Raw genomic sequence first — 19593 nt, forward strand, 5'->3', positions numbered from 1 at the left:
TCCAGTTTACCGGGCGCGAGAGGTGCGGGGCCTACGGCGCGACGATCGATGCGGCCAGGATGCTCGAGACGGGGAGGGTGCGCTCGACGTCGGCTGCCCGATCGCGTCCGCGCAGGCGGCCTCCGCCGATCCCGGTGGCCTCGAGCAGGAGTTCGCGCGTCGACCCGTCCGGCATCCCCACCGTGACCTGCAGCACGGCCTTGGCGCGGACCGCCGCTTCGAGCTCGCGGTCGAGCCATGCCGCATCGGCATCCGGGCCCTGATGGTCGCGCAGGCGCGTGATCAGTCCGTTCAGATCGCGATCGTCGGCGGGCGCGGCCGTGACGGGAGGTGCAGGATGCCGTTCCCGCACCGGGATGGCGCCGTCTGCCCCGACCAGGGTCGCCGGGTAGCGCGCGTCCGTGAGAGCCCAGTAGACGGTCTCCCGGCCGACGCGAGTGGTGAGCGACTCGGCGTGCTTCGCGAGCGCGAGCGGGCGCAGGGACTGGTCGACCGCCATGGCCTGGATGAGGTGGAGGTCGGTGCTCTCGATGCGCGTGCGGCCGGTCTCATCGTCGGTGGAGACGCGGACGAGGCCGTGGCGCTGCGAGGTCTGGGCGACCAGGTAGCTGAGCGGCTGCGGGATCCCCGTGAGGGAGATCCCCTTCAGGAACTCGAGGATCGACTCCTCGGTCTCGCCGGCGACGAAGGCGTGGGCCATCGACTCCGCGGTGAAGCGGTACGACGACGCCTGCGCAGCGGACTCGCGGGCGGCGATGGCGCGGAGGCGCACGTCGAGCGCGGGCTCGAGCGGTCCCGGCGCGATCGCGGTGAGATCGTTCTGCAGGAAGATGCGATCGACCTCGGCGGGGAGCAGACGGACGAGCGCGGCCGGGTCGACATCCTCGCCGCGACGCACGGACGCCGCCCATTCGGGTTCGGTGCCGTCCTCCGCGACCAGGCCGAGAAGGCGCGCCGCCTCGCGCAGGAGGCGGGAGTGCTCCGGCCAGGACGGATCCCACGGATGCGCGAGCGGCCAGGCCTCGGGGGGAATCCACCCGCCGCTCGGGGCGCGGACGCCGCGCGGAAGTGCGGCGCGGAAGCTCGTCACGAGGACGGTCCAGCGATCCGCGACGGAGGATCGCAACCAGGTCTCCGCCGAGGCCGTGGTGCGCAGCCGACGGTCCGCGGTGACCGCGAGTCCGGCGTCGAGGGCGATGGAGAGGAGCGTGTCGACGATGTCGGCCGAGATCCCCGAATCCGCGAGCTGGCGCTTCTCGCCGGCGCTGATGCTGCCGCCGGCGAGCAGCGCGAACGGTGTCTCGCGGGCGACGAGCAGCACATCGGCGAGCACGGCGACCGTGGTGAACGCTCGCTCCGCCGCGTGCGCGGCCGCGGTCTCCGCTGCCGGCCCCGGGGCTGCGACCTCGTCGACCTCGGCGACGGAGCGCCCGGCGAGCACCGACGCGAGCGGGGCATAGGGGGTGCCGTCCGGTCGGAGGAGTGCGAGTGCCGTGAGCGCATCGCGTTCGCGGCCGGCATCCTCGCCGTCGGTCGCTCGGAGCAGGGCCGCCGCCTCGGCGGCGGTGAGGGAGGGGAGGAGCTTCGTCAGGGCGGACGCATCGAGCAGCGCCTCTGCGGCGTCGAAGAAATCCTGCCACGCGACATCCGGCCGCACCCCGCGGGACGACAGGAGGTGCCGCAGTGCGTCATCGCTCGACGCGGCCAGCCAATCCGCCAGCGGTCGTGCGTGTGTGCTCATGGGCGCTGCCTCAGGAACGCGATGCCGCGCGACCCTTTCGGATGAAGCTCATCACGAGCAGCGCGATGATCATGACGAAGGCGACCGGCAGTCCCCAGAACGGGATCGCGGCGATCACCGGCCACAGTCCCTCGCCGAAGGCGGACTGGTCCATGCCGACGGCGGTGCCGATGATGATGGCGAAGAAGCAGATCACGGATGCCGCCGCGATTCCGAGCGCGGAGAACGCGAGGATGCGATCCACCCGGCGGACGGGAATCTCCGGTTCGGAATTCTGCGTGCTCATCCGTCTCACCCTACTCGCACCGTGGCCTCGATTCCGCCGGTCCGGCGACCGGTAGGCTGGGAGAGCGCGCGCAACTGCCTGCGCACTCTTCTGCATACCGATTTCAGCGAGGTTCTCCCATGCCCACCGGCAAGGTCAGGTTCTACGACGAAGACAAGGGTTTCGGCTTCATCGCCAGCGATGACGGCCAGGACGTCTTCCTGCACGCCTCAGCGATGCCCACCGGCACCGCGGTGAAGGCGGGAGCGCGCGTGGAGTTCGGAGTGGCGGACGGCAAGCGCGGTCTGCAGGCGCTCTCGGTGCGCGTGCTCGAGGCACCGCCGAGCCTGTCCAAGGCCAAGCGGATCCCGGCCGATGACATGGCGATCATCGTCGAGGACCTCGTGAAGCTCCTCGACACCATCGGCGGAGACCTGCGTCGCGGACGCTATCCGTCGTCCGGACACGGCCGCAAGATCGCGGCCGTCCTGCGCAAGGTCGCCGATGACCTCGAAGCCTGACGCCGACGCGCGTCTCCTCGACGCCCACGATCTCGCGCTGGACGCCCTCCGCGAGATCACTCCCGCGACCTCGATCGGCCCCGCCGCGGGTTACCTCCTGGAGGACGACGGGTCGGTCTCGCTGCGGTTCGAGAACCGGCTTCCCGGCTATCCCGGGTGGTACTGGACCGTGACGGTCGCCCGCGTCGACGACGCGGAGCCGACCGTGCTCGAGGTCGAGCTGCTCCCCGGTGACGGCGCCCTGCTCGCACCCGAGTGGGTCCCGTGGGCCGAGCGCCTCGCGGACTACCGCGCGCACCAGGTCGAGCTCGCCGAGCAGGCGGCCGCCGAGGCCGCCGAGTCCGGCGAGGCCCTGGACGACGATGCCGATGACATCGACGAGGACGCGGAAGAACTCGACGACGACGATCTCGAGGACGACGACGAAGAGGACGGCCACGCCACGGTCCTCCACGCCGGCGACGTCGACGGGGTCGACATCGACGAGCTCGACCCGAGCGTGTCCGACGAGGACTCGACGGATGACGGCTTCGACGAGGATGAAGACGACGCCGAGGAAGACGACGCGGACGAAGACCTCGACGACGATGCCGACGAGGACGACTCCGACGACGAGGAGTGACGCCGGCGCTCAGGCGCCGATGTTCTCCAGTACGTAGTCGAGCGAACGGGTCAGCTGACGGATGTCGTCCGGCTCGATCGAGACGAAGGTCGCCACGCGGAGCTGGTTGCGACCGAGCTTGCGGTACGGCTCGGTGTCGACGATCCCGTTGGCGCGCAGCGTCTTCGCGATCGCCGCCGCGTCGATGCTCTCGTCGAAGTCGATCGTGACGACCACCGGCGAGCGGTGTGCGACGTCGGCGACGAACGGCGTCGCGACGGCAGATGCCTCGGCCCAGTCGTACAGCGCCGAGGAGGACTCCGAGGTGCGGCCGGCGGCCCACGCGAGTCCGCCGTGGTCGAGGATCCAGCGGAGCTGGCTGTCGAGCAGGTGGAGCGTGGTGAGGGCCGGGGTGTTGAGCGTCTGGTTCAGGCGCGAGTTGTCGACCGCGTTCTTCAGGCTGAGGAACTCGGGGATGTAGCGGTCGGACGCGGCGATCCGCTCGATCCGCTCGATCGCGGCGGGGGAGACGGCGGCGAACCAGAGTCCTCCGTCGGATCCGAGGTTCTTCTGCGGGGCGAAGTAGTACACGTCGGCCTGAGTCACGTCGAAGTCGATGCCTCCGGCGGCGCTGGTCGCGTCGATGACGGTGAGGGCGCCTTCCGCGCGGACGCGCTCCACCGGAGCGGCGACGCCCGTGGACGTCTCGTTGTGCGGCCAGGCGTACACGTCGACGCCTTCCACGACCTCGGCGTTCGCACGGGAGCCCGGCTCGGACTTGCGCACGTCGGGGGCCTCGAGCCACGGGGCGCCCGCGGCGGCCGCGAACTTGCCGCCGAACTCCCCGAACACGAGGTTCTGGCTGCGGCGCTCGATGAGGCCGAAGGCGGCCGCGTCCCAGAAGGCCGTGGAGCCGCCGTTGCCGACGAGGATCTCGTACCCCTCCGGAACGCGGAACAGGGCGGCGAGCTGCTCGCGCACGCTGCCGACGAGGTTCTTCACGGGCGCTTGACGGTGGGATGTCCCGAGGATCGCCGCCCCCGACGAGAGAAGCGCCTCGAGCTGCGCGGGGCGCACCTTCGAGGGGCCGCAGCCGAAACGACCGTCAGCGGGCAGGAGGTCACCGGGAATCTCGATCGCCATGCGTCGATTCTAGGGGGCGCGCGGCATCCTTCCCCGCCGACGGCGGATCCGATGTCCGTCCGGGAATGTAGGCTTGCCTAAGAATCTCGGAGGGCCTGCACATGACCGATCTGATCGACACCACGGAGATGTATCTCCGCACCATCCTCGAGCTCGAGGAGGAGAACATCGTGCCCCTGCGCGCGCGCATCTCCGAGCGCCTCGGGCACTCCGGACCCACGGTCTCGCAGACCGTCGGTCGCATGGAGCGCGATGGGCTGGTCGTCGTCTCCGAGGACCGCACCCTCGAGCTCACCGACGCCGGGCGGCGCAAGGCCGTCGACGTCATGCGCAAGCACCGTCTCGCCGAGCGTCTCCTGTCCGATGTCATCGGGCTGGACTGGGCGTTCGTGCACGAGGAGGCCTGTCGCTGGGAGCACGTGATGAGCGAGCAGGTCGAGCGTCGCCTCGTCGAGCTCCTCGGCCACCCCACGGAGTCCCCCTACGGCAACCCGATCCCGGGCCTCGACCAGCTCGGCGACCTGCCGGCGCGCACCTTCGACGAGGGCGTCATCGGCCTGGTCCAGAAGCTGAACGCGGCGGGCGCGCCCATCGACGGCACGGTCCGCCGTCTCGCCGAACCCGCTCAGGTCGATCCGGAGCTGCTGGAGCAGCTGCGCGATGCCGGCGTCATGCCCGGCGCGCACGGCGACTTCCGCTTCAGCGAGGGCTACGTCCTGATCCAGATGGACGGCAAGGAAGACGGGCTGGAACTGCCCGTCGAGCTCGCCTCGCACATCTTCCTGGTCGGCGAACCGGCCTGATCCACGCGGAAAGTCAGGGCTCTGCGTCGATTGCCAGGTTCCCAGGGTGACATGATCGTTATCTTCCGGTAACCTCGGTCAAGTCGTCAGCGAAGAAGCCCGCTGGCGATGACCCGCGAAGATCGCCTTCCAGGCTCGTCGTCTTCACGGCAGGAACGCACAAAGTACCCGAGCTACATTCGTGCCACGAGAACGAGAGTGCCGACGAGCCAGCGCTACCCGAAAGCGCGAGGGCCCAGGAGGACAAAGTTTTGGCCGCAGACATCGAACCGACCGCGAAGACATCTGAAGACCGAGTTCCCGCCCGCCGCACCGGTGCGCGGGTGACGGCTCGCAAGGCCGTCAAGCCCCTCCGATCCGTCGCCATCTTCGCGGCCGTCGGTGCTCTGGTCGCCGCCGTCGCCCTTCCCGCCTACGCGGCGAGCAAGCCGGCAGAGGCGTCGACCACCGTCCAGCAGCTCGCGGCCGTCGACGCGCAGTCGCTCGTCGTCGCCTCGCAGGCCACCGCAGCGCCGCTCAACCGCGGAACCTTCACGGCGACGACGCCGGAGGAGATCGAGAAGAAGAAGGCAGAGGCCGCGGCCGCCGCACGTGCAGCGGCAGCCTCGCCCACGACCGCGAACTTCAACACCGCAGGCTACGCGCTGGTCTCACCCGGATCCGGGGAGGTGCGCTATCCGCTGCCTCCCGGCTCCTACACGGAAGGCCGCACGATCGGCGGCGGCCACAACGGCGTCGACATGCTCGCGCCGGCCCTCACCCCGATCTACGCCACGGCGGCGGGCGTCGTCCGTGCGTCGGCCGAGAGCATCGGCGGCTACGGCGTCTGCGTCATGATCGACAGCGTCGTGGGCGGGCAGCAGGTCCAGAGCACCTACGGTCACATGACCTACGGCTCGCGTCAGGTCGAAGAGGGCCAGACCGTCTCCGCCGGACAGCTGATCGGCTACGTCGGCAGCACCGGAAGCTCGACCGCCAACCACCTCCACTTCGAGGTGTGGATCAACGGCGGAATCGTCGAGCCCTACTCCTGGCTCGCGGCGAACGCCGGCTAATCCGCGGACACGCCTCCGTCCGTTCATCTCTCGTTTCGCCTCCCATCCAGCTGGATGGGTTAGCCTGAACCCGTTGTCGTACTGGCGGGAGAGGCAGATGGAGCGAATATCGAGCATCCGAACCATGGATGCCCTCGGTCGTCACGTCCTTCTGCATAGCCCGCAGGGATGCCACGGCGTTGCCGTGCGCGAAAGGCGCTGTCTGTAGACAGCGCCTTTTTTCGTCCCTGCGAACGCTCTGCCGCCTGCGCGACCTCGTGTGAGTCGAGAGTGCCGGGAAGCCGTCCCGGCGGATCGAGAGGATGACGAATGCGCACACTGGTCCTGAATGCCGGATACGAGCCGTTGGCGATCGTGTCGTTCAAGCGAGCGCTCGTGCTCGTGATGAACGACAAGGCCACGGTGATCGAACGCGTGGAAGACGATCCCGTCTGGGGGAGTCACGGCGTCTACGAACGCCCCGCGGTGATCATCCTCTCCCGCTACGTGCGGGTGCCGAAGAGCAGACGGGTGCCGGTGACCAGACGGGGCGTCCTCCGCCGCGACAACCACCGCTGCGGGTACTGCGGCAAGGCCGCATCCACCATCGACCACGTGCTCCCTCGCTCGCGCGGCGGCGCGGACTCCTGGGAGAACCTCGTCGCCTGCTGCCTGCGCTGCAACAACGTCAAGAGCGATCGGACGCCGCAGGAGATGCGCTGGCAGCTGCGGTTCACTCCCCGCCCGCCGCACGGCACCGCCTGGACCGTTCGCGGGACCGAGCGCAGCGACCCTCGGTGGGAGCCGTATCTCGCCCTCGCGGCGTGAAGAGTCGGGCGGACGCACCCGGAGACGGAGGAAGGGCCGCCCGTGAGGGCGGCCCTTCGCGTTCCGTGCCCGCGACAGGATTCGAACCTGCGACCTGCCCTTTAGGAGAGGGCTGCTCTATCCCCTGAGCTACGAGGGCGCGGTTCAAGTCTAGGCGACCGATCGGGCGCCCCCGCCGCTAATCCTGCCCGCGCCGCCACAGCTTCGAGGGCCACCAGATGGCCTTGCCGATGTCGTATGCGAGCGCAGGCACCAGGAGCGAGCGCACCACGAACGTGTCCAGCAGCACGCCGAACGCGACGATGAACGCGAGCTGCACCAGGAACAGGATCGGGATGACCGAGAGCGCCGCGAACGTCGCGGCGAGCACGAGCCCGGCCGAGGTGATCACTCCGCCGGTGATCGAGAGTCCGCGCAGGACGCCCTCGCGGGTGCCGTGCGCCTTCGACTCCTCCCGCACACGGGTCATCAGGAAGATGTTGTAGTCGATGCCCAGGGCGACGAGGAACACGAAGCCGAAGAGCGGGACGGCGGGATCGGCTCCGGGGAACTGGAAGACCCCGTTGAACACGAGCGCCGAGACGCCCATCGCCGTGCCGAAGGAGAGCACCGTGGTCAGGATCAGCAGCACCGGTGCGAGGACCGACCGCAGCAGCAGCATCAGGATGAACATGATCACCACGAGGATGACCGGGATGATGAGGTTCCGGTCGTGGATCGACGCGTCGTTCGTGTCGATCGAGGTCGCGGTCACTCCGCCGACGAGCGCATCCAGCTCGCTCAGCTCGGAGCGCAGCTCGCGGACCGTCGCGGCCGCGGCCTCGGAGTCCGCGGCATCCGTGAGCGTCGCCTGGAGCAGGACGTCGCCGTCGACGACCGTCGGCTCCGGGGCCGGTGTCCCCGGAGGACCGACGGCGGTCAGCCCGTCCTCTGTCACGGTCGCCGTGCCGCTGGGCGAGTCCGCCGCGGTGACGGACACCCCGTCGATGCCGTCGCTCGCGAGCAGCACGTCGGCGGCATCCTGGAGCCGGTCCTCGGCCACCACGACGTAGGCCGGGCTGCCGGACCCGCCGGGGAAGTGCTCGCCCAGGGCGGCCTGACCGTCGCGCGCCTCGGACGCCCCGAGCACGAGGTCGGACTGCGGGATGCCGACGGCATCGAGCTGGGTGACGCCGGCCGCGCCCACGAGGAGCACGACGGTCGTGGCGATCCAGATCACGCGAGGGCGGCGCTTGATGAGGCCGGCCAGCCGCGCCCACAGCCCCGTCGTCCGCATGCCGTGCTCCGCCTCGACGACCTCGGGTTCGAACTTCGGGCGACGCGGCCAGAAGACCGCGCGACCGCACAGCAGCAGCAGCGCCGGCAGCAGGGTGAGGGCCGCGAGCATCGCGAACACGATGCCGATGGCGGCCACGGGGCCGAGCGTGCTGTTCGACTTCAGGTCGCTGAGCAGCAGGCACAGCAGGCCGGCGATCACCGTGCCGCCCGACGCCACGATCGGCTCGAAGGAGCCCCTCCACGCGGCGGAGACGGCGGCGCCCTTGTCCTGGACGACGCGGAGCTCCTCGCGGAATCGTGCGACGAAGAGCAGGGCGTAGTCGGTCGCCGCGCCGATCACGAGGATGAACAGGATGCCCTGGGTCTGACCGCTGAGCAGCAGGATCTCGAACTTCGCCAGCCACCACACCACCAGCAGCGCGACGCAGAGCGCGAACAGGCTGGTCGACAGCACCACGAGGGGCAACAGGAACGAGCGGTACACGAGCACGAGGATCACCAGCACGGCGAGGAGCGCGACGCCCAGCAGGAGCCCGTCGATGCCGGAGAAGCCGGCCACGAGGTCGGCGCTGAAGCCGGCAGGACCGGTGATGTAGACCGTGATGCCCTCGGGCACGGCGCCGCGAAGCTCCTCGCCGAGGGCGGCGGTGGCGTCCGCGAGCTCGGCATCGCTCTGGATCGGGATGAACGCCTGCACGGCGCGCCCGTCTTCGGAGGGGAGCGCGGGGGAGACCTCGTCGCCGATCCCCTCCACGGAGGGCGCGTCGGCGACGGCATCCGAGATCGCGTCGAGCTCGCTCGCGGTGAGCTCCTCCTCGGACGTGAACACGGCGATGGCGGGGATGAAGTCGCTGTCGTTGAACTCGCCGAGCAGCTTCTGCACCTGGGTGGCGTCGGCGGACTCGGGGAGGTAGGTCGTCTGATCGTTGGACGACACCTCGTCGACCTTGCCGAACAGCGGCCCGCCGAGCGACGCGCCGACGAGCCAGACGAGGATCAGCGCCACCGGGATGAACACGCGCACCCAGGAGTGTCGTCGTGAGCGCTCTCGGGTCGGCGGAGCAGGGTCGTGATCAGGGCGGGACATCGGGGGCCTTTCGGAGGGCTGCGGTTCGGGAATCAGGAGACCCACGCGAGGATGAGGATCATCGTCGCGAGGAAGCCGGAGAAGTAGTTCAGGGCGATGAAGCGCCGCCACGCGCGGTTCGTGGTCGCGGAGGTGTCATCCGTGACGTTCCACCAGGGCGCGGCGTTCACGACGTAGGGCAGCGCGAGGAGCGCGGCCAGCGGTCCCGGCCAGGACGTCAGGAGCATGGCGGCGCCCGCGACGACCCAGAGGCCCAGCGACAGCCGCACCGTCGCCCGCGCGCCGATGACCGTGGCGATCGAGGAGATCCCAGCCTCGCGATCCGGGCCGATGTCCTGCACCGCGCCGAACGCGTGCGCGGCCATCCCCCAGAGGAAGAACGCGGTGAGCGTCAGCACGGCGGCCGCGGTGACGTCGGCACCGGCGAGGGCGAGGCCGACGACGGCGGGACTGACGAAATGCGTGCTCGAGGTCAGCGAGTCGAGGAAGGGCCGCTCCTTGAAACGCAGGACAGGGGCGGAGTACGCGATCACGGCGAAGACGCTCACCGCCAGCCAGATCCAGGATGCCGGGTTCCCGACGATCACGAGATAGGCGAGGAAGGGGATGTTTGTCAGGGCGGCGGCCCAGAGAGTCGCGCGATGGATGCGGGGCGCGAGCAGGGCGCCCTCGATGCCGCCCTTGCGCGGGTTGGCGAGGTCGGAGGCGTAGTCGAAGACATCGTTGATCCCGTACATCGCGAGGTTGTAGGGGATCAGGAAGTACAGCGTGCCGATCACCAGCGTGAGGTCGATCTCGCGGGTGCTGAGCAGATAGGCCGCGGCGAACGGGAACGCGGTGTTGATCCAGCTGATCGGCCGCGACGAGAGGACGATCTGCGCGATGTCGCGCCCGATGCTGCGGGCGGCCGATGCCTCGGCGCTCATGCCTGCTGCTCCCCGTGGTCCGCGCTGCGGGCGTCCCGCTCGCGTCGCCGGGCGCGCAGCGCGGTCCACAGCGGCGGGAGGAGCAGCGCGCCGGCGAGGGGGTAGGCGAAGTCCTCGATCGGCGCCAGGCCGATGTGCAGACCCAGCAGATGTGCGGGCGAGTAGTGGAACAGACCGGTCGCGATCATCACGGTGTCGAACACGGCCGTCAGCGCGAAGAGGGCGAGGATCGTCAGCGCGACGGCGGCCGGGCGGGGGCCGCGACGACGGGATGCCACGGTCAGGACGATGCCGCAGACGGCGGCGACGGCGAGGAAGCACGCGGCGAGCTGGAGATAGGTCACGGTCGCCGCTCCTGCGCCTCGCGTCGTGCACCGAGATGCGCGAGGATCCGGACGGCTCCGGTGTAGAGGATCATCGTGCACAGGACGAGGAAGAGGAGGAACACGGGTTCCTCGATCGGCAGCTCCGGAGCCAGCACGATGCCCGTCGCGATCGTCGCCTCTCCGCGGAAGAAGATCCCGCCGGCGATGCCGGCCACGTCCCAGACCAGGAAGAACACGAATCCGACGACGGTGACGATCGTGGCGGACAGCGCATCGCGCCAGAAGAAGAGGCGGAATCGCCGGTCGAGCAGCAGCATGCAGCCGGAGAACAGGATCAGCGCGCCCAGGTAGAGCACGCCCATCAGCCGGACTCCCCGCGCACGGGCTCCCGCACGGGCTCGCGGAGCGGGCCGGCGGAGTGATCGCCGCGCACGCGCTTCAGCACGATCTCGGCGCTGATGAGGCACATCGGGACGCCCACGCCCGGTGCGGTCGTGCCGCCCGCGTAGTAGAGGCCGCGCACGCGGCGCGAGGCGTTCTGCGCGCGGAACATCGCACTCTGACTGAGGATGTGCGCGGGCCCCAGCATCCCCCCGCGCCAGGAGTTGTAGTCGTCGCGGAAGTCGGCGGGTCCGATCGTCTCGCGGACGACGATGCGCTCGCGGAGATCGGGCACGTCCGCCCATGTCGAGATGAGGTCGATGGCGGCGTCCGCCGTGCGTTCGACCTGCGGCGATCCGGCGCCGTCGGAGCCGCCGTGGCCGAGGTCGACGTCCGCGGGCACGGGGACCAGCACGAAGAGGTTCTCGTGGCCGGGCGGGGCGACATCGGCGTCGGTCGCGCTCGGGCGGCAGACGTACGTCGACGCGGGGGAGGGGACCGAGGGGCTGTCGCCGAAGATCGCGTCGAAGTTCGCGTTCCAGTCGTCGGTGAAGAAGAGGGAGTGGTGCGGGAGCTCGGGGAGGGACCCGCGGATGCCGAGCATCACGAGCACGCCGCCGGGTCCGCTGGTCCGGCGCTCCCACCAGGATTCCGGGTAGGACCGCAGAGCCGGGGGGAGCAGAGCCGTCTCGGTGTGGTGCAGGTCTGCCGCCGAGACCACGATGTCGGCGCTCTCGAGGTGCTCGGCGCCGGTCGCGTCGGACCAGGTCACACCGGAAGCCACGGGTCCGTCCGGTCCGTCCTGCGTGCGGATGCCGGTGACCTGCGCTCCCGTGATGACGCGGACCCCGGCGTCGCGGGCCAGCTCGCCGATGCGCTCGACCACCCGCCAGAAGCCTCCCTGCGGGTAGCTCACGCCCTGGTCGAGATCGAGTGCGCTCATCAGGTGGTACATGGCCGGTGCGCTGCGCGGATCCGTGCCGAGGAAGACCGCGGGGTATCCGAGGATCTGACGGATGACCGGGTGGCGGAAGCGGTGGGCGGCGAACGACTGCAGCCGGGTGCCGAGCAGCGAGAACAGCCGGGGGAGTGCACGCAGCACCTCGGGCGCGGTCAGGGTCCGGAGCCGCGTGAACGGGTTGTACAGGAAGTACTTCTCGGCCATGGTGCTCGCCTCGTGCGCGGAGTCGAGGTAGGCGTCGAGAGCGGCCGCGGACCCGGGTTCGAGGGACTCGAAGAGCCGGGAGACGGCCGCGCGCCCCGCCGGGACGGTGACGGGGCCCGCCGAGACGTCGGGAGACCGGAAGACGCGGTAACCCGGATCCAGGAGGGTGAGATCGAGCTGCGCCTCGGTGGTCGTGCCCATCATCGCGAAGAAATGGTCGAACACCTCCGGCATGAGATACCAGGACGGGCCGGAGTCGAACCGGAAGCCGTCGCGTTCGACGGTCCCGGCGCGTCCGCCGATCCTCTCGTTCTTCTCGAGCACGACGACATCGTGCCCGTCGCGCGCCAGCAGCCCGGCAGCGGCGAGGCCGGCCACTCCCGCGCCGATCACCACCACGCGGCTCATCGGTCGCGCTCCAGTGCGGTGACGATGAGGGCACGTGCTGCGAGACCTGCCTTGATCGGGTCGGGAACGCGGACCCGCCGGCGGTACAGCACCTCGACGGGCGTGCGGGCGACGCGCTGCGTGAGGGCGGCGAACAGGGCCAGCGCGCTGCGCACGGCCGCGCGGGCGTCTTTGGGGAGGAGGGGGATCGCGGCGCGGGCATCGTCGAGCTGTCGACGCACCGTGCCGACCCACGCATCGCGATCGGCGTCGGTGAGCCGGTTCGTGCCGCCCAGGTAGCCGCGATGGAGCCGATCGGTGTCATCGGCCAGGTCCCGGAGGAAGTTCACGTTCTGGAAGGCGGCTCCCAGCTGGCGCGCGCCGCGGACGAGGATCTCGTGCTCCTGGGGCGTCCGATCCTCCCCGCGCAGGAAGACCTGCAGACACATGAGCCCGACGACCTCCGCCGAGCCGTACACGTAGTTCGCATGCGCATCGGCGTCGTAGGAGGCGAAGCCGGCGTCCGCGGCGATGTCCGCTGTCATCGAGTCGAAGAAGGGCTGCGTCAGATCCTCGCCGATCGAGCATTCCCGCGCGGTGCGGGCGAAGGCGTGGAGGATGAGATCGCTGCTGTAGCCGCTGCGCATCGAGCGATGGGTCTCGGCGATGTACGAGGCGAGCGCCGCGGACTGGGCCGAGACGTCGAGGCCGGCCTCCGCCGCGACGCCGTCGACGATCTCGTCGGCGATCCGCACCATGGCGTAGATGTTGCGCACGTGCTGGCGGTGGCGCTTCCCGAGGAGGCGGGTGGCGAGCCCGAACGAGGTCGAGTACGCGCGGATCACGTCGGTCGTCGCGATCTCGGCCGTGCGGTTGAAGCGTCGGAGAGCGCCGTCTGCGCGTTCGTCGGTCATACCGTGCGGCCTTCGATGCGAGACGTGAGGCCGAGGATCGTCCGCCCGGCCGCCGGGGAGATGGTGCCCGCCGACTCGGCCTCGCCGAGCACGGTCGACACCGCGCCGAGCTGCTCCTGCACGAGGCTCCGGACGAATCGCTCCGCACCGCACTCGCGGAGGCGATCGCGGATATCGGCGGCGTCCGCATCGCTCAGGTCCATCGAGCCGAAGCGCAGCTCGATGCTCGGCCAGTGGCCGGTCATGCGCGCGTAGGCGATGATCGCGGTCTCCTTGCCCTCACGCAGATCCGAGAAGGCGTCTTTGCCGTGCGCCTCCGGGTCGCCGAACACCGAGAGCAGGTCGTCCTGCAGCTGGTAGGCGAGCCCGAGGTGCCGGCCGATCGCGGTGAGCTGCTCCTCGGCGGCCGGCGACGAGCCGGCGAGAACGGCGGCGGCACGCAGAGGGAGGACGAAGGAGTACGTCGCCGTCTTGTACGCGCTGGTCGAGAGGATGGTGCGCAGGTCCGGAGCGATGATGCCGTCGCTCAGGCCGATGTCGGTGTGCTCGCCGGCGACCGTCTCGAAGATCGTCTGCTCCAGCAGGGCGAGCAGGCGCACCCGCGCGTCACTCGAGACGTCGGTGCGTGCGAATCCCAGGACGGCGGAGGCGAGGAGCAGATCGCCCATGAGGATCGCGCTCGAGCGCGCCCAGTGCAGTGCCGGCTCCGCGGGCTCGGTCGATCGGCGCTCGACGAGCGAGCCGATCAGATTCGGGCGCCGGCGGCGGATCAGGTCGCCGTCGATCACGTCGTCGTGGAGCAGGAAGGCGAAGTGCAGCAGCTCGACATGCACCGCGACGTCGATGGCGCGCTCGACCTCGGCGGGCGAGAGGCCCGACGGCGTCAGGCTGCGCAGCAGATCGATCAGCAGCCGGGGTCGGATCAGCTTTCCGCCGAGGGCGTGCTCGGCGGCCGCCTGCCACAGCGCGACGAACTCTGTGCCGTAGTGCTCGGCGGCGGCGCTGCGCTCGGAGAAGCGACGCCTCAGCGCCTCTTCGATCCGGGTGCCGAGATCCTCCTCCGTCGCCGTGGTGGTCATGGCTCAGATCTCTCCGATGGCGCGGAGGAGGGGAAGCTGCTCGCCCATCCACGGGCTGAACGCGAACGGCGCATTGTCCGCCGCCTCGATGAGCGCGTCGGCGTCGACCCATGTCCACTCCGCGACCTCGTCCGGGTCGGCGAGGGGATCGCCGTCGACGACGGCGACATGCACGGGGCAGACCTCGTTCTCCACGATGCCGCTCGCGTCGACCGCCCGGTAGCGGTAGTCGGGGAGGACGACGCGGAGATCGTCGACCTGCAGACCGAGTTCGCTGAGGCCGTGCCGACGGACCGCGGCGGTCATCTCCTCGCCGGGACGCGGGTGACCGCAGAAGCTGTTCGTCCAGACCCCCGGCCAGGTCCGCTTGCTCAGAGCGCGTCGCGTGACGAGCACGCGTCCGCGGGCGTCGAAGACGTAGCAGGAGAACGCGAGGTGCAACGGTGTGTCCACGGTGTGGACTTCGCTCTTCGGCCGGGTGCCGATCGCCGTCCCGTCCTCCGCGAGGAGTGTCACGTGATCCACGACACCTCTTTCCTCCGATTTAGCTAACTAAGCGAGTAATCAACTTAGCATGAAACTCTTCGTGTGTAACATGATCGCATGGACTCGGAGGCCGGCACCACCCCGCACGCCGCCTCGGCGACCTCCGCAGGCACGCCCGACGGCCTGAGCCACGCCGCGATCTACGACGTCGAGGCCAGCGACCCGCGGAGCAGCCTGATCGACCGGAGCGGCGTCCCTCCCGAGGACCTGCGGCAGATCGCCGCGGTGATGGAGGCCCTGGCCGGGCTGCGCGACGCCGAGCAGCGCCTGTCGCAGGCGTCTCGGCGATACATGCGACTCAACGAGACCGACATGCGCGCGCTGCACTACCTCATCGTCTGCGCCAACCGGAACCTCGTGTCGACGCCCAGCGGGATCGCGCATCACCTCGGGATCTCGACCGCGGCGACCACGAAGCTGCTCGACAGACTCGAGAACGGCGGGCACATCCATCGGGCGCCGCACCCGACGGATCGTCGGGCACTCGCGATCACGATCACGCCGGAGACGCGCCATGCGGCGATGGAGACGGTCGGGCGTCAGCAAGCCAAGCGGTTCTACGCCGCCGCCCGGCTGAGCAGGGAGGAGCGAGACCTCGTGATCCGCTTCCTCGCCGACATGACCGATGAGATCACGCTCCGCGACGAGCCCTGGTTGACCAGGACGGCGGACTAGACCCTTCCGCCAGAGCATGCTCCGGCAGAAGGGCGGGCGTCAGTGCGCCGCGTTGTAGGCGTCGACGATCGGGGCCGGGATGCGGCCGCGCTCGGAGAGAGTGTAGCCGTTCTTGTTCGCCCAGGCGCGGATCGCCGCGACCTCGGGGTTGCGCGCCGGGCGCTTGCGCGGGGCCGAAGCCCGAGCGGCGCCGGAGGTGCCGGCGCGGCGTCCTGCCGAGATGTACGGCTCGAATGCCTGGCGCAATTCCTCGACATGTGCGGAATTGAGGTCGATCTCGTACGAGGTGCCGTTGAGCGAGAAATGCACGGTCTCGCCTTCGCCGACCTCCAGCACGCTGCCGTCGATATCGTCTACCAGCTGGTGCACAATTCTTCTCGCCATGGAATTGACACTACCTCCGGGATAAAGCGGAGGACAAGAGGATCGCGGAATACGGCGATCGTCAGTGACTCGTGTCGATCAGCTTCAGGCCGACAATGCACCCGACCAGCCCCATCAGCAGCAGAATGCGCAGCCAGGAGATCTCGGTGTCGCCGGTGATCATCGCCCAGATGACGGTGAGGGAAGCTCCGATCCCGACCCATACGGCATAAGCGGTACCCGTCGCGATGTCCTTCATCGCGAAGGCGAGTCCGACCATCGACAGGGCGAGTCCGACGAAGAAGATGATGCTCGGCCAGAGCTTCGTGAGCCCCTCGGACTTTCCGAGTGCTGTGGCCCAGACGGCCTCGAGGACTCCGGAGACGATGAGTACGATCCACGACATGATCGGTCCTTTCGGACCAGTCTTTTCGCTCACCGGGTACTGGTCGGCCTCGTCCGGGGCCGGAGTTCTCCGACCACGACCGATGCTAGCGGAGGCGGCTGGGCAGGGCCTGGGCAGTGCGGGCAGGCGTCACGGGAGCAGACCGGCGCGTCGCGCTCGGGTGACGGCGGAGTGGCGCGTGGACGCATCGAGCTTCGACATCGCCGTTCCGAGGTAGGCCTTGACGGTGCCCTCGCGAAGTCCCAGCTGCGCGGCGATCTCCGCGTTGGTCGAGCCGAGCGCGGCGCAGGCGAGCACATCGGTCTCCCGGGGGGAGAGATGCACGGTCGGCACGGGGCCGGTGACGACCGGTACGGCGTCGCCCGCCAGAGTGACGAGGCGCCGCTCGACCTGGGCGATCCGGGCGCGGAGCTCCGGATCGTCGACGTCGGCGGCGATGCTGCGGAGCTCGGCGAAGCTCTCCCTCAGCTCCTCGCGCTGCGGGGCGGGAACCGCCTCTGCTCCCGGAGCGGATGCCCGGAGCCGGCGCTGCACCTCGTCGCGGATGCGCAGCTCATCGGCGACCGACTGCGCGACCTGCATCGCCGGGGCGGTCGTGACGCCGCCCACCTGCTCCTCATCCCACGCGCCGGCATAGAGCACTCCGCGCGGTCGACCGTGCACCACGATCGGGAGAGCGAGAAGCGTGCGCAGCCCCTCTCCCAGCACGAACACGTCGTAGTCGTGGGTGATCTGCTGCGAGGACCCGTAGTCGCTCGTCATCCGAGGGCGGAGCTCCATCATGGCTCGGCCGCCGAGGCCGCGCTCCGGGCGGACCCGCAGACCGTCGAGAGAGCGGGTGCGGTTTCCGACGATGCTCGTGACGCTGACCACGCCCTCCTCGATGAGCCCGCCGAAGGCCACGGGAAAGCGCGTACGCCGGGCGAGCTCGCGCACCGCGTTGGCGACGAGTTCGCCTTCGGATTCGATGGCGACGGGTGAGCTCACGACTACCTACTTTCGGGGGTGACGGCACCGTTCCCCGTTTCGTAGCGTCGATCCTATCACCCGCAGGACCCCGTCGTGCGGGCACCGGACATGTGGCAAGGAGGCCCCATGAGCGACCAGATCCCCGCGGATTCGAACAGCGCGATCGATTACATCGCGATCGAGGAATCACCGAGATTCCGAACGCTGAAACGCACGCAGCGATCCTTCATCTTCCCTCTCGCCGCGTTCTTCCTTCTCTGGTATTTCGCCTACGTGCTGCTCGCCGCATTCGCGACCGAATTCATGGCGCAACGCGTCTGGGGGGATATCACCGTCGGATTGCTCCTCGGACTGGGGCAGTTCGTCACGACCTTCGCGATCACCATGGCCTATGTGTCCTTCGCGAATCGGAAGATCGATCCGCTGGCGACGGAGATCCGTGAAGAGCTCGAGAAGGCGCAGGGCCACGCATGAACATCGTCCCCTCGGCGACCGAGACGGTCGTCATCGAGAGCAACCCCGTCCTCAACATCTCGATCTTCCTCGCCTTCGTCGCGGTGACGCTCTTCATCGTCATCCGGGCCAGCCGCAACAACAAGACCGCGGCCGACTACTACGCGGCAGGGCGCTCGTTCACCGGTCCGCAGAACGGCTTCGCGATCGCGGGCGACTACCTGTCGGCGGCATCCTTCCTCGGCATCTGCGGCGCGATCGCGATCAACGGATACGACGGCTTCCTCTACTCCATCGGCTTCCTGGTGGCATGGCTCGTCGCGCTGCTGCTCGTGGCGGAACTGATGCGCAACACGGGGAAGTTCACGATGGCGGACGTACTCTCCTTCCGCCTCAAGCAGCGCCCGGTGCGGATGGCGGCGGCGATCACCACGCTCGCGGTGTGCTTCTTCTACCTGCTCGCGCAGATGGCGGGCGCGGGCGGGCTGGTCTCCCTGCTGCTCGGCATCGACGGCCGGCTGGGTCAGTCGATCGTGATCGCCGTGGTCGGCGTCCTGATGATCGTCTACGTGCTGATCGGCGGCATGAAGGGAACGACGTGGGTCCAGATCGTCAAGGCCTTCCTCCTGATCGGCGGGGCGCTCGCGATGACGATCTGGGTGCTGGCCATCCACGGCTTCAGCCTCAACACGCTTCTCGAAGCGGCCGTGGCGAACTCCGACAAGGGCGACGCGATCCTGGCGCCGGGGCTGCAGTACGGCGCGACCCCCTGGGACTTCCTGTCCCTCGGCATGGCGCTCGTGCTCGGCACGGCCGGTCTGCCGCATGTGCTGATGCGGTTCTACACGGTGCCGACGGCGAAGGAGGCCCGGCGTTCGGTCGTCTGGGCGATCTGGCTGATCGGCGGGTTCTACCTGCTGACCCTCGTGCTCGGCTACGGTGCAGGCGCGCTGGTCGGTGCCGACGTGATCGCGGCGGCCCCCGGCGGAGTCAACTCCGCGGCGCCGCTGCTCGCCCTGCAGCTCGGAGGGCCCGTGCTCCTCGGCTTCATCTCGGCGGTGGCGTTCGCGACCATCCTCGCGGTGGTCGCCGGCCTCACGATCACGGCGGCGGCGTCGTTCGCTCATGACATCTACGCGAACGTGATCCAGAAGGGGAAGAAGGATGCCGCGGGCGAGGCCGTGGAGACCGACCCGAACGCCGAGGTGCGCGTCGCACGTCGGACGGTGATCGTCATCGGCATCCTGGCGATCATCGGCGGAATCGGGGCACAGGGGCAGAACATCGCGTTCCTCGTCGCGCTGGCCTTCGCCGTCGCGGCATCCGCCAATCTCCCGACGATCCTCTACTCGCTCTTCTGGCGGCGCTTCTCGACCCGTGGCGCGGTGTGGAGCATGTACGGCGGGCTCGGGTCGGCGATCCTCCTGATCGTCCTGTCGCCGGTGTTCTCCGGGACGCCGACGTCGATGATCCCCGGGATCGACATCGCGATCTGGCCGCTGAACAACCCCGGCATCGTGTCCATCCCGCTCGGCTTCCTGCTGGGCTGGCTCGGCACCGTCACGAGCAGTCGGAAGGAGTCGCCGCAGCTCGCCGCCGAGATGGAGGTGCGTTCGCTCACCGGCTTCGGGGCCGAGAAGGCGACGGAGCACTGACCTCGGGAGCCTCGAGCACGTGGACCCGGCGGCCTACTCGCCGGGTC

The 19593-nt window shown here is 69.5% G+C and carries 22 protein-coding genes, 1 tRNA gene and 1 riboswitch; of the genes, 8 read left to right on the forward strand and 15 right to left on the reverse strand.

Going from position 1 to position 19593, the window contains the following annotated elements; all coding sequences use genetic code 11:
- Window positions 1–31: 31 nt before the first annotated feature.
- Both LBN7_RS15530 and LBN7_RS15535 read right to left on the reverse strand, forming a co-directional pair.
- Complete coding sequence (locus tag LBN7_RS15530) at window positions 32–1741, reverse strand: helicase-associated domain-containing protein (RefSeq protein WP_407360159.1); 1710 nt, start codon at window positions 1739–1741, stop codon at window positions 32–34.
- 10 nt (window positions 1742–1751) lie between these two features.
- The gene (locus LBN7_RS15535) at window positions 1752–2027 is read right to left on the reverse strand and encodes a multidrug ABC transporter ATPase (protein WP_116635890.1); all 276 of its coding nucleotides are present in this window, start codon (window positions 2025–2027) and stop codon (window positions 1752–1754) included.
- A gap of 119 nt (window positions 2028–2146) precedes the next feature.
- Here LBN7_RS15535 and LBN7_RS15540 point away from each other — a divergent pair, with 119 nt between their 5' ends.
- Together LBN7_RS15540 and LBN7_RS15545 are read left to right on the forward strand one after the other, a co-directional pair.
- Window positions 2147–2527, forward strand: coding sequence for a cold-shock protein (locus LBN7_RS15540; protein WP_116635891.1), 381 nt, complete (start codon window positions 2147–2149; stop codon window positions 2525–2527).
- Window positions 2511–3149, forward strand: a complete 639-nt coding sequence (locus LBN7_RS15545) for a DUF3027 domain-containing protein (protein WP_341944887.1) — start codon at window positions 2511–2513, stop codon at window positions 3147–3149. Before LBN7_RS15540 ends, LBN7_RS15545 begins: the two co-directional genes overlap by 17 nt.
- A gap of 9 nt (window positions 3150–3158) precedes the next feature.
- On the opposite strand, the gene serC is transcribed toward LBN7_RS15545, so the two are convergent.
- Entirely contained in the window at window positions 3159–4271 is a 1113-nt protein-coding gene (gene serC, locus LBN7_RS15550) for a phosphoserine transaminase (protein ID WP_116635893.1), read from the reverse strand.
- Between the two features lie 101 nt (window positions 4272–4372).
- Between serC and LBN7_RS15555 the strand changes: the two genes are divergently transcribed.
- The 3 genes from LBN7_RS15555 to LBN7_RS15565 all read left to right on the forward strand — a co-directional run bounded on the left by LBN7_RS15555 (window position 4373) and on the right by LBN7_RS15565 (window position 6936).
- A complete protein-coding gene (locus LBN7_RS15555) occupies window positions 4373–5074 on the forward strand; it encodes a metal-dependent transcriptional regulator (protein WP_116635894.1) in 702 nt (233 codons plus the stop codon).
- Between the two features lie 323 nt (window positions 5075–5397).
- Window positions 5398–6129: a M23 family metallopeptidase gene (locus LBN7_RS15560; protein ID WP_341944888.1), complete on the forward strand. Its 732-nt coding sequence runs from the start codon at window positions 5398–5400 to the stop codon at window positions 6127–6129.
- Between the two features lie 309 nt (window positions 6130–6438).
- A complete protein-coding gene (locus LBN7_RS15565) occupies window positions 6439–6936 on the forward strand; it encodes an HNH endonuclease (protein WP_116635896.1) in 498 nt (165 codons plus the stop codon).
- Between the two features lie 66 nt (window positions 6937–7002).
- Here LBN7_RS15565 and LBN7_RS15570 read toward each other — a convergent pair.
- The 9 genes from LBN7_RS15570 to idi form a co-directional block, all read right to left on the reverse strand.
- Window positions 7003–7075: transfer RNA gene (locus LBN7_RS15570), tRNA-Arg, on the reverse strand.
- Window positions 7076–7114: 39 nt separating this feature from the next.
- Window positions 7115–9301, reverse strand: coding sequence for an MMPL family transporter (locus tag LBN7_RS15575; protein ID WP_407360160.1), 2187 nt, complete (start codon window positions 9299–9301; stop codon window positions 7115–7117).
- 32 nt (window positions 9302–9333) lie between these two features.
- Window positions 9334–10227 carry a prenyltransferase gene (locus LBN7_RS15580; protein ID WP_407360161.1) on the reverse strand — a complete coding sequence of 298 codons (894 nt, stop codon included), beginning with the start codon at window positions 10225–10227 and terminating at the stop codon, window positions 9334–9336.
- Complete coding sequence (locus LBN7_RS15585; RefSeq protein ID WP_341944891.1) at window positions 10224–10571, reverse strand: lycopene cyclase domain-containing protein; 348 nt, start codon at window positions 10569–10571, stop codon at window positions 10224–10226. The genes LBN7_RS15580 and LBN7_RS15585 overlap by 4 nt, the downstream gene beginning before the upstream one ends.
- Window positions 10568–10915, reverse strand: a complete 348-nt coding sequence (locus LBN7_RS15590; RefSeq protein WP_407360162.1) for a lycopene cyclase domain-containing protein — start codon at window positions 10913–10915, stop codon at window positions 10568–10570. The genes LBN7_RS15585 and LBN7_RS15590 overlap by 4 nt, the downstream gene beginning before the upstream one ends.
- Window positions 10915–12507, reverse strand: a complete 1593-nt coding sequence (gene crtI, locus LBN7_RS15595) for a phytoene desaturase family protein (protein ID WP_407360163.1) — start codon at window positions 12505–12507, stop codon at window positions 10915–10917. The genes LBN7_RS15590 and crtI overlap by 1 nt, the downstream gene beginning before the upstream one ends.
- Window positions 12504–13400: a squalene/phytoene synthase family protein gene (locus LBN7_RS15600; protein ID WP_116635902.1), complete on the reverse strand. Its 897-nt coding sequence runs from the start codon at window positions 13398–13400 to the stop codon at window positions 12504–12506. Before LBN7_RS15600 ends, crtI begins: the two co-directional genes overlap by 4 nt.
- Window positions 13397–14479 (reverse strand): polyprenyl synthetase family protein, encoded by a 1083-nt coding sequence (locus LBN7_RS15605; protein WP_116635903.1) that lies wholly within the window; start codon window positions 14477–14479, stop codon window positions 13397–13399. Before LBN7_RS15605 ends, LBN7_RS15600 begins: the two co-directional genes overlap by 4 nt.
- A gap of 3 nt (window positions 14480–14482) precedes the next feature.
- The gene (gene idi, locus LBN7_RS15610) at window positions 14483–15004 is read right to left on the reverse strand and encodes an isopentenyl-diphosphate Delta-isomerase (protein WP_407360164.1); all 522 of its coding nucleotides are present in this window, start codon (window positions 15002–15004) and stop codon (window positions 14483–14485) included.
- Window positions 15005–15082: 78 nt separating this feature from the next.
- Here idi and LBN7_RS15615 point away from each other — a divergent pair, with 78 nt between their 5' ends.
- Entirely contained in the window at window positions 15083–15700 is a 618-nt protein-coding gene (locus LBN7_RS15615) for a MarR family transcriptional regulator (protein ID WP_341944895.1), read from the forward strand.
- A gap of 39 nt (window positions 15701–15739) precedes the next feature.
- Here LBN7_RS15615 and LBN7_RS15620 read toward each other — a convergent pair whose 3' ends face one another.
- The 3 genes from LBN7_RS15620 to LBN7_RS15630 form a co-directional block, all read right to left on the reverse strand.
- Entirely contained in the window at window positions 15740–16084 is a 345-nt protein-coding gene (locus LBN7_RS15620; RefSeq protein WP_116635906.1) for an Lsr2 family protein, read from the reverse strand.
- A gap of 61 nt (window positions 16085–16145) precedes the next feature.
- Window positions 16146–16469 (reverse strand): multidrug efflux SMR transporter, encoded by a 324-nt coding sequence (locus LBN7_RS15625; protein WP_341944896.1) that lies wholly within the window; start codon window positions 16467–16469, stop codon window positions 16146–16148.
- Between the two features lie 11 nt (window positions 16470–16480).
- Window positions 16481–16546: riboswitch (guanidine-III (ykkC-III) riboswitch) on the reverse strand.
- 52 nt (window positions 16547–16598) lie between these two features.
- Complete coding sequence (locus LBN7_RS15630; protein ID WP_116635908.1) at window positions 16599–17456, reverse strand: LuxR C-terminal-related transcriptional regulator; 858 nt, start codon at window positions 17454–17456, stop codon at window positions 16599–16601.
- 108 nt (window positions 17457–17564) lie between these two features.
- Here LBN7_RS15630 and LBN7_RS15635 point away from each other — a divergent pair, with 108 nt between their 5' ends.
- Both LBN7_RS15635 and LBN7_RS15640 read left to right on the forward strand, forming a co-directional pair.
- On the forward strand, window positions 17565–17912 hold the full coding sequence (locus LBN7_RS15635; RefSeq protein WP_341947823.1) for a DUF485 domain-containing protein: 348 nt from the start codon (window positions 17565–17567) through the stop codon (window positions 17910–17912).
- Window positions 17909–19546 (forward strand): cation acetate symporter, encoded by a 1638-nt coding sequence (locus tag LBN7_RS15640; RefSeq protein ID WP_407360165.1) that lies wholly within the window; start codon window positions 17909–17911, stop codon window positions 19544–19546. The genes LBN7_RS15635 and LBN7_RS15640 overlap by 4 nt, the downstream gene beginning before the upstream one ends.
- Window positions 19547–19593: the final 47 nt, after the last annotated feature.

It is taken from the genome of Microbacterium sp. LBN7 (assembly GCF_045690345.1).
Taxonomy (GTDB): domain Bacteria; phylum Actinomycetota; class Actinomycetes; order Actinomycetales; family Microbacteriaceae; genus Microbacterium.

What these genes read in the sequence shown, in the direction of transcription:
- LBN7_RS15545 (WP_341944887.1), top strand. Translation starts at nt 2,511, where the DNA reads ATGACCTCGAAGCCTGACGCCGACGCGCGTCTCCTCGACGCCCACGAT.
- crtI (WP_407360163.1), bottom strand. Translation starts at nt 12,507, where the DNA reads ATGAGCCGCGTGGTGGTGATCGGCGCGGGAGTGGCCGGCCTCGCCGCT.
- LBN7_RS15540 (WP_116635891.1), top strand. Translation starts at nt 2,147, where the DNA reads ATGCCCACCGGCAAGGTCAGGTTCTACGACGAAGACAAGGGTTTCGGC.
- LBN7_RS15635 (WP_341947823.1), top strand. Translation starts at nt 17,565, where the DNA reads ATGAGCGACCAGATCCCCGCGGATTCGAACAGCGCGATCGATTACATC.
- LBN7_RS15590 (WP_407360162.1), bottom strand. Translation starts at nt 10,915, where the DNA reads ATGGGCGTGCTCTACCTGGGCGCGCTGATCCTGTTCTCCGGCTGCATG.
- LBN7_RS15625 (WP_341944896.1), bottom strand. Translation starts at nt 16,469, where the DNA reads ATGTCGTGGATCGTACTCATCGTCTCCGGAGTCCTCGAGGCCGTCTGG.
- LBN7_RS15555 (WP_116635894.1), top strand. Translation starts at nt 4,373, where the DNA reads ATGACCGATCTGATCGACACCACGGAGATGTATCTCCGCACCATCCTC.
- LBN7_RS15580 (WP_407360161.1), bottom strand. Translation starts at nt 10,227, where the DNA reads ATGAGCGCCGAGGCATCGGCCGCCCGCAGCATCGGGCGCGACATCGCG.
- LBN7_RS15640 (WP_407360165.1), top strand. Translation starts at nt 17,909, where the DNA reads ATGAACATCGTCCCCTCGGCGACCGAGACGGTCGTCATCGAGAGCAAC.
- LBN7_RS15600 (WP_116635902.1), bottom strand. Translation starts at nt 13,400, where the DNA reads ATGACCGACGAACGCGCAGACGGCGCTCTCCGACGCTTCAACCGCACG.
- LBN7_RS15620 (WP_116635906.1), bottom strand. Translation starts at nt 16,084, where the DNA reads ATGGCGAGAAGAATTGTGCACCAGCTGGTAGACGATATCGACGGCAGC.
- LBN7_RS15575 (WP_407360160.1), bottom strand. Translation starts at nt 9,301, where the DNA reads ATGTCCCGCCCTGATCACGACCCTGCTCCGCCGACCCGAGAGCGCTCA.
- serC (WP_116635893.1), bottom strand. Translation starts at nt 4,271, where the DNA reads ATGGCGATCGAGATTCCCGGTGACCTCCTGCCCGCTGACGGTCGTTTC.
- LBN7_RS15605 (WP_116635903.1), bottom strand. Translation starts at nt 14,479, where the DNA reads ATGACCACCACGGCGACGGAGGAGGATCTCGGCACCCGGATCGAAGAG.
- LBN7_RS15530 (WP_407360159.1), bottom strand. Translation starts at nt 1,741, where the DNA reads ATGAGCACACACGCACGACCGCTGGCGGATTGGCTGGCCGCGTCGAGC.
- LBN7_RS15615 (WP_341944895.1), top strand. Translation starts at nt 15,083, where the DNA reads ATGGACTCGGAGGCCGGCACCACCCCGCACGCCGCCTCGGCGACCTCC.
- LBN7_RS15565 (WP_116635896.1), top strand. Translation starts at nt 6,439, where the DNA reads ATGCGCACACTGGTCCTGAATGCCGGATACGAGCCGTTGGCGATCGTG.
- LBN7_RS15535 (WP_116635890.1), bottom strand. Translation starts at nt 2,027, where the DNA reads ATGAGCACGCAGAATTCCGAACCGGAGATTCCCGTCCGCCGGGTGGAT.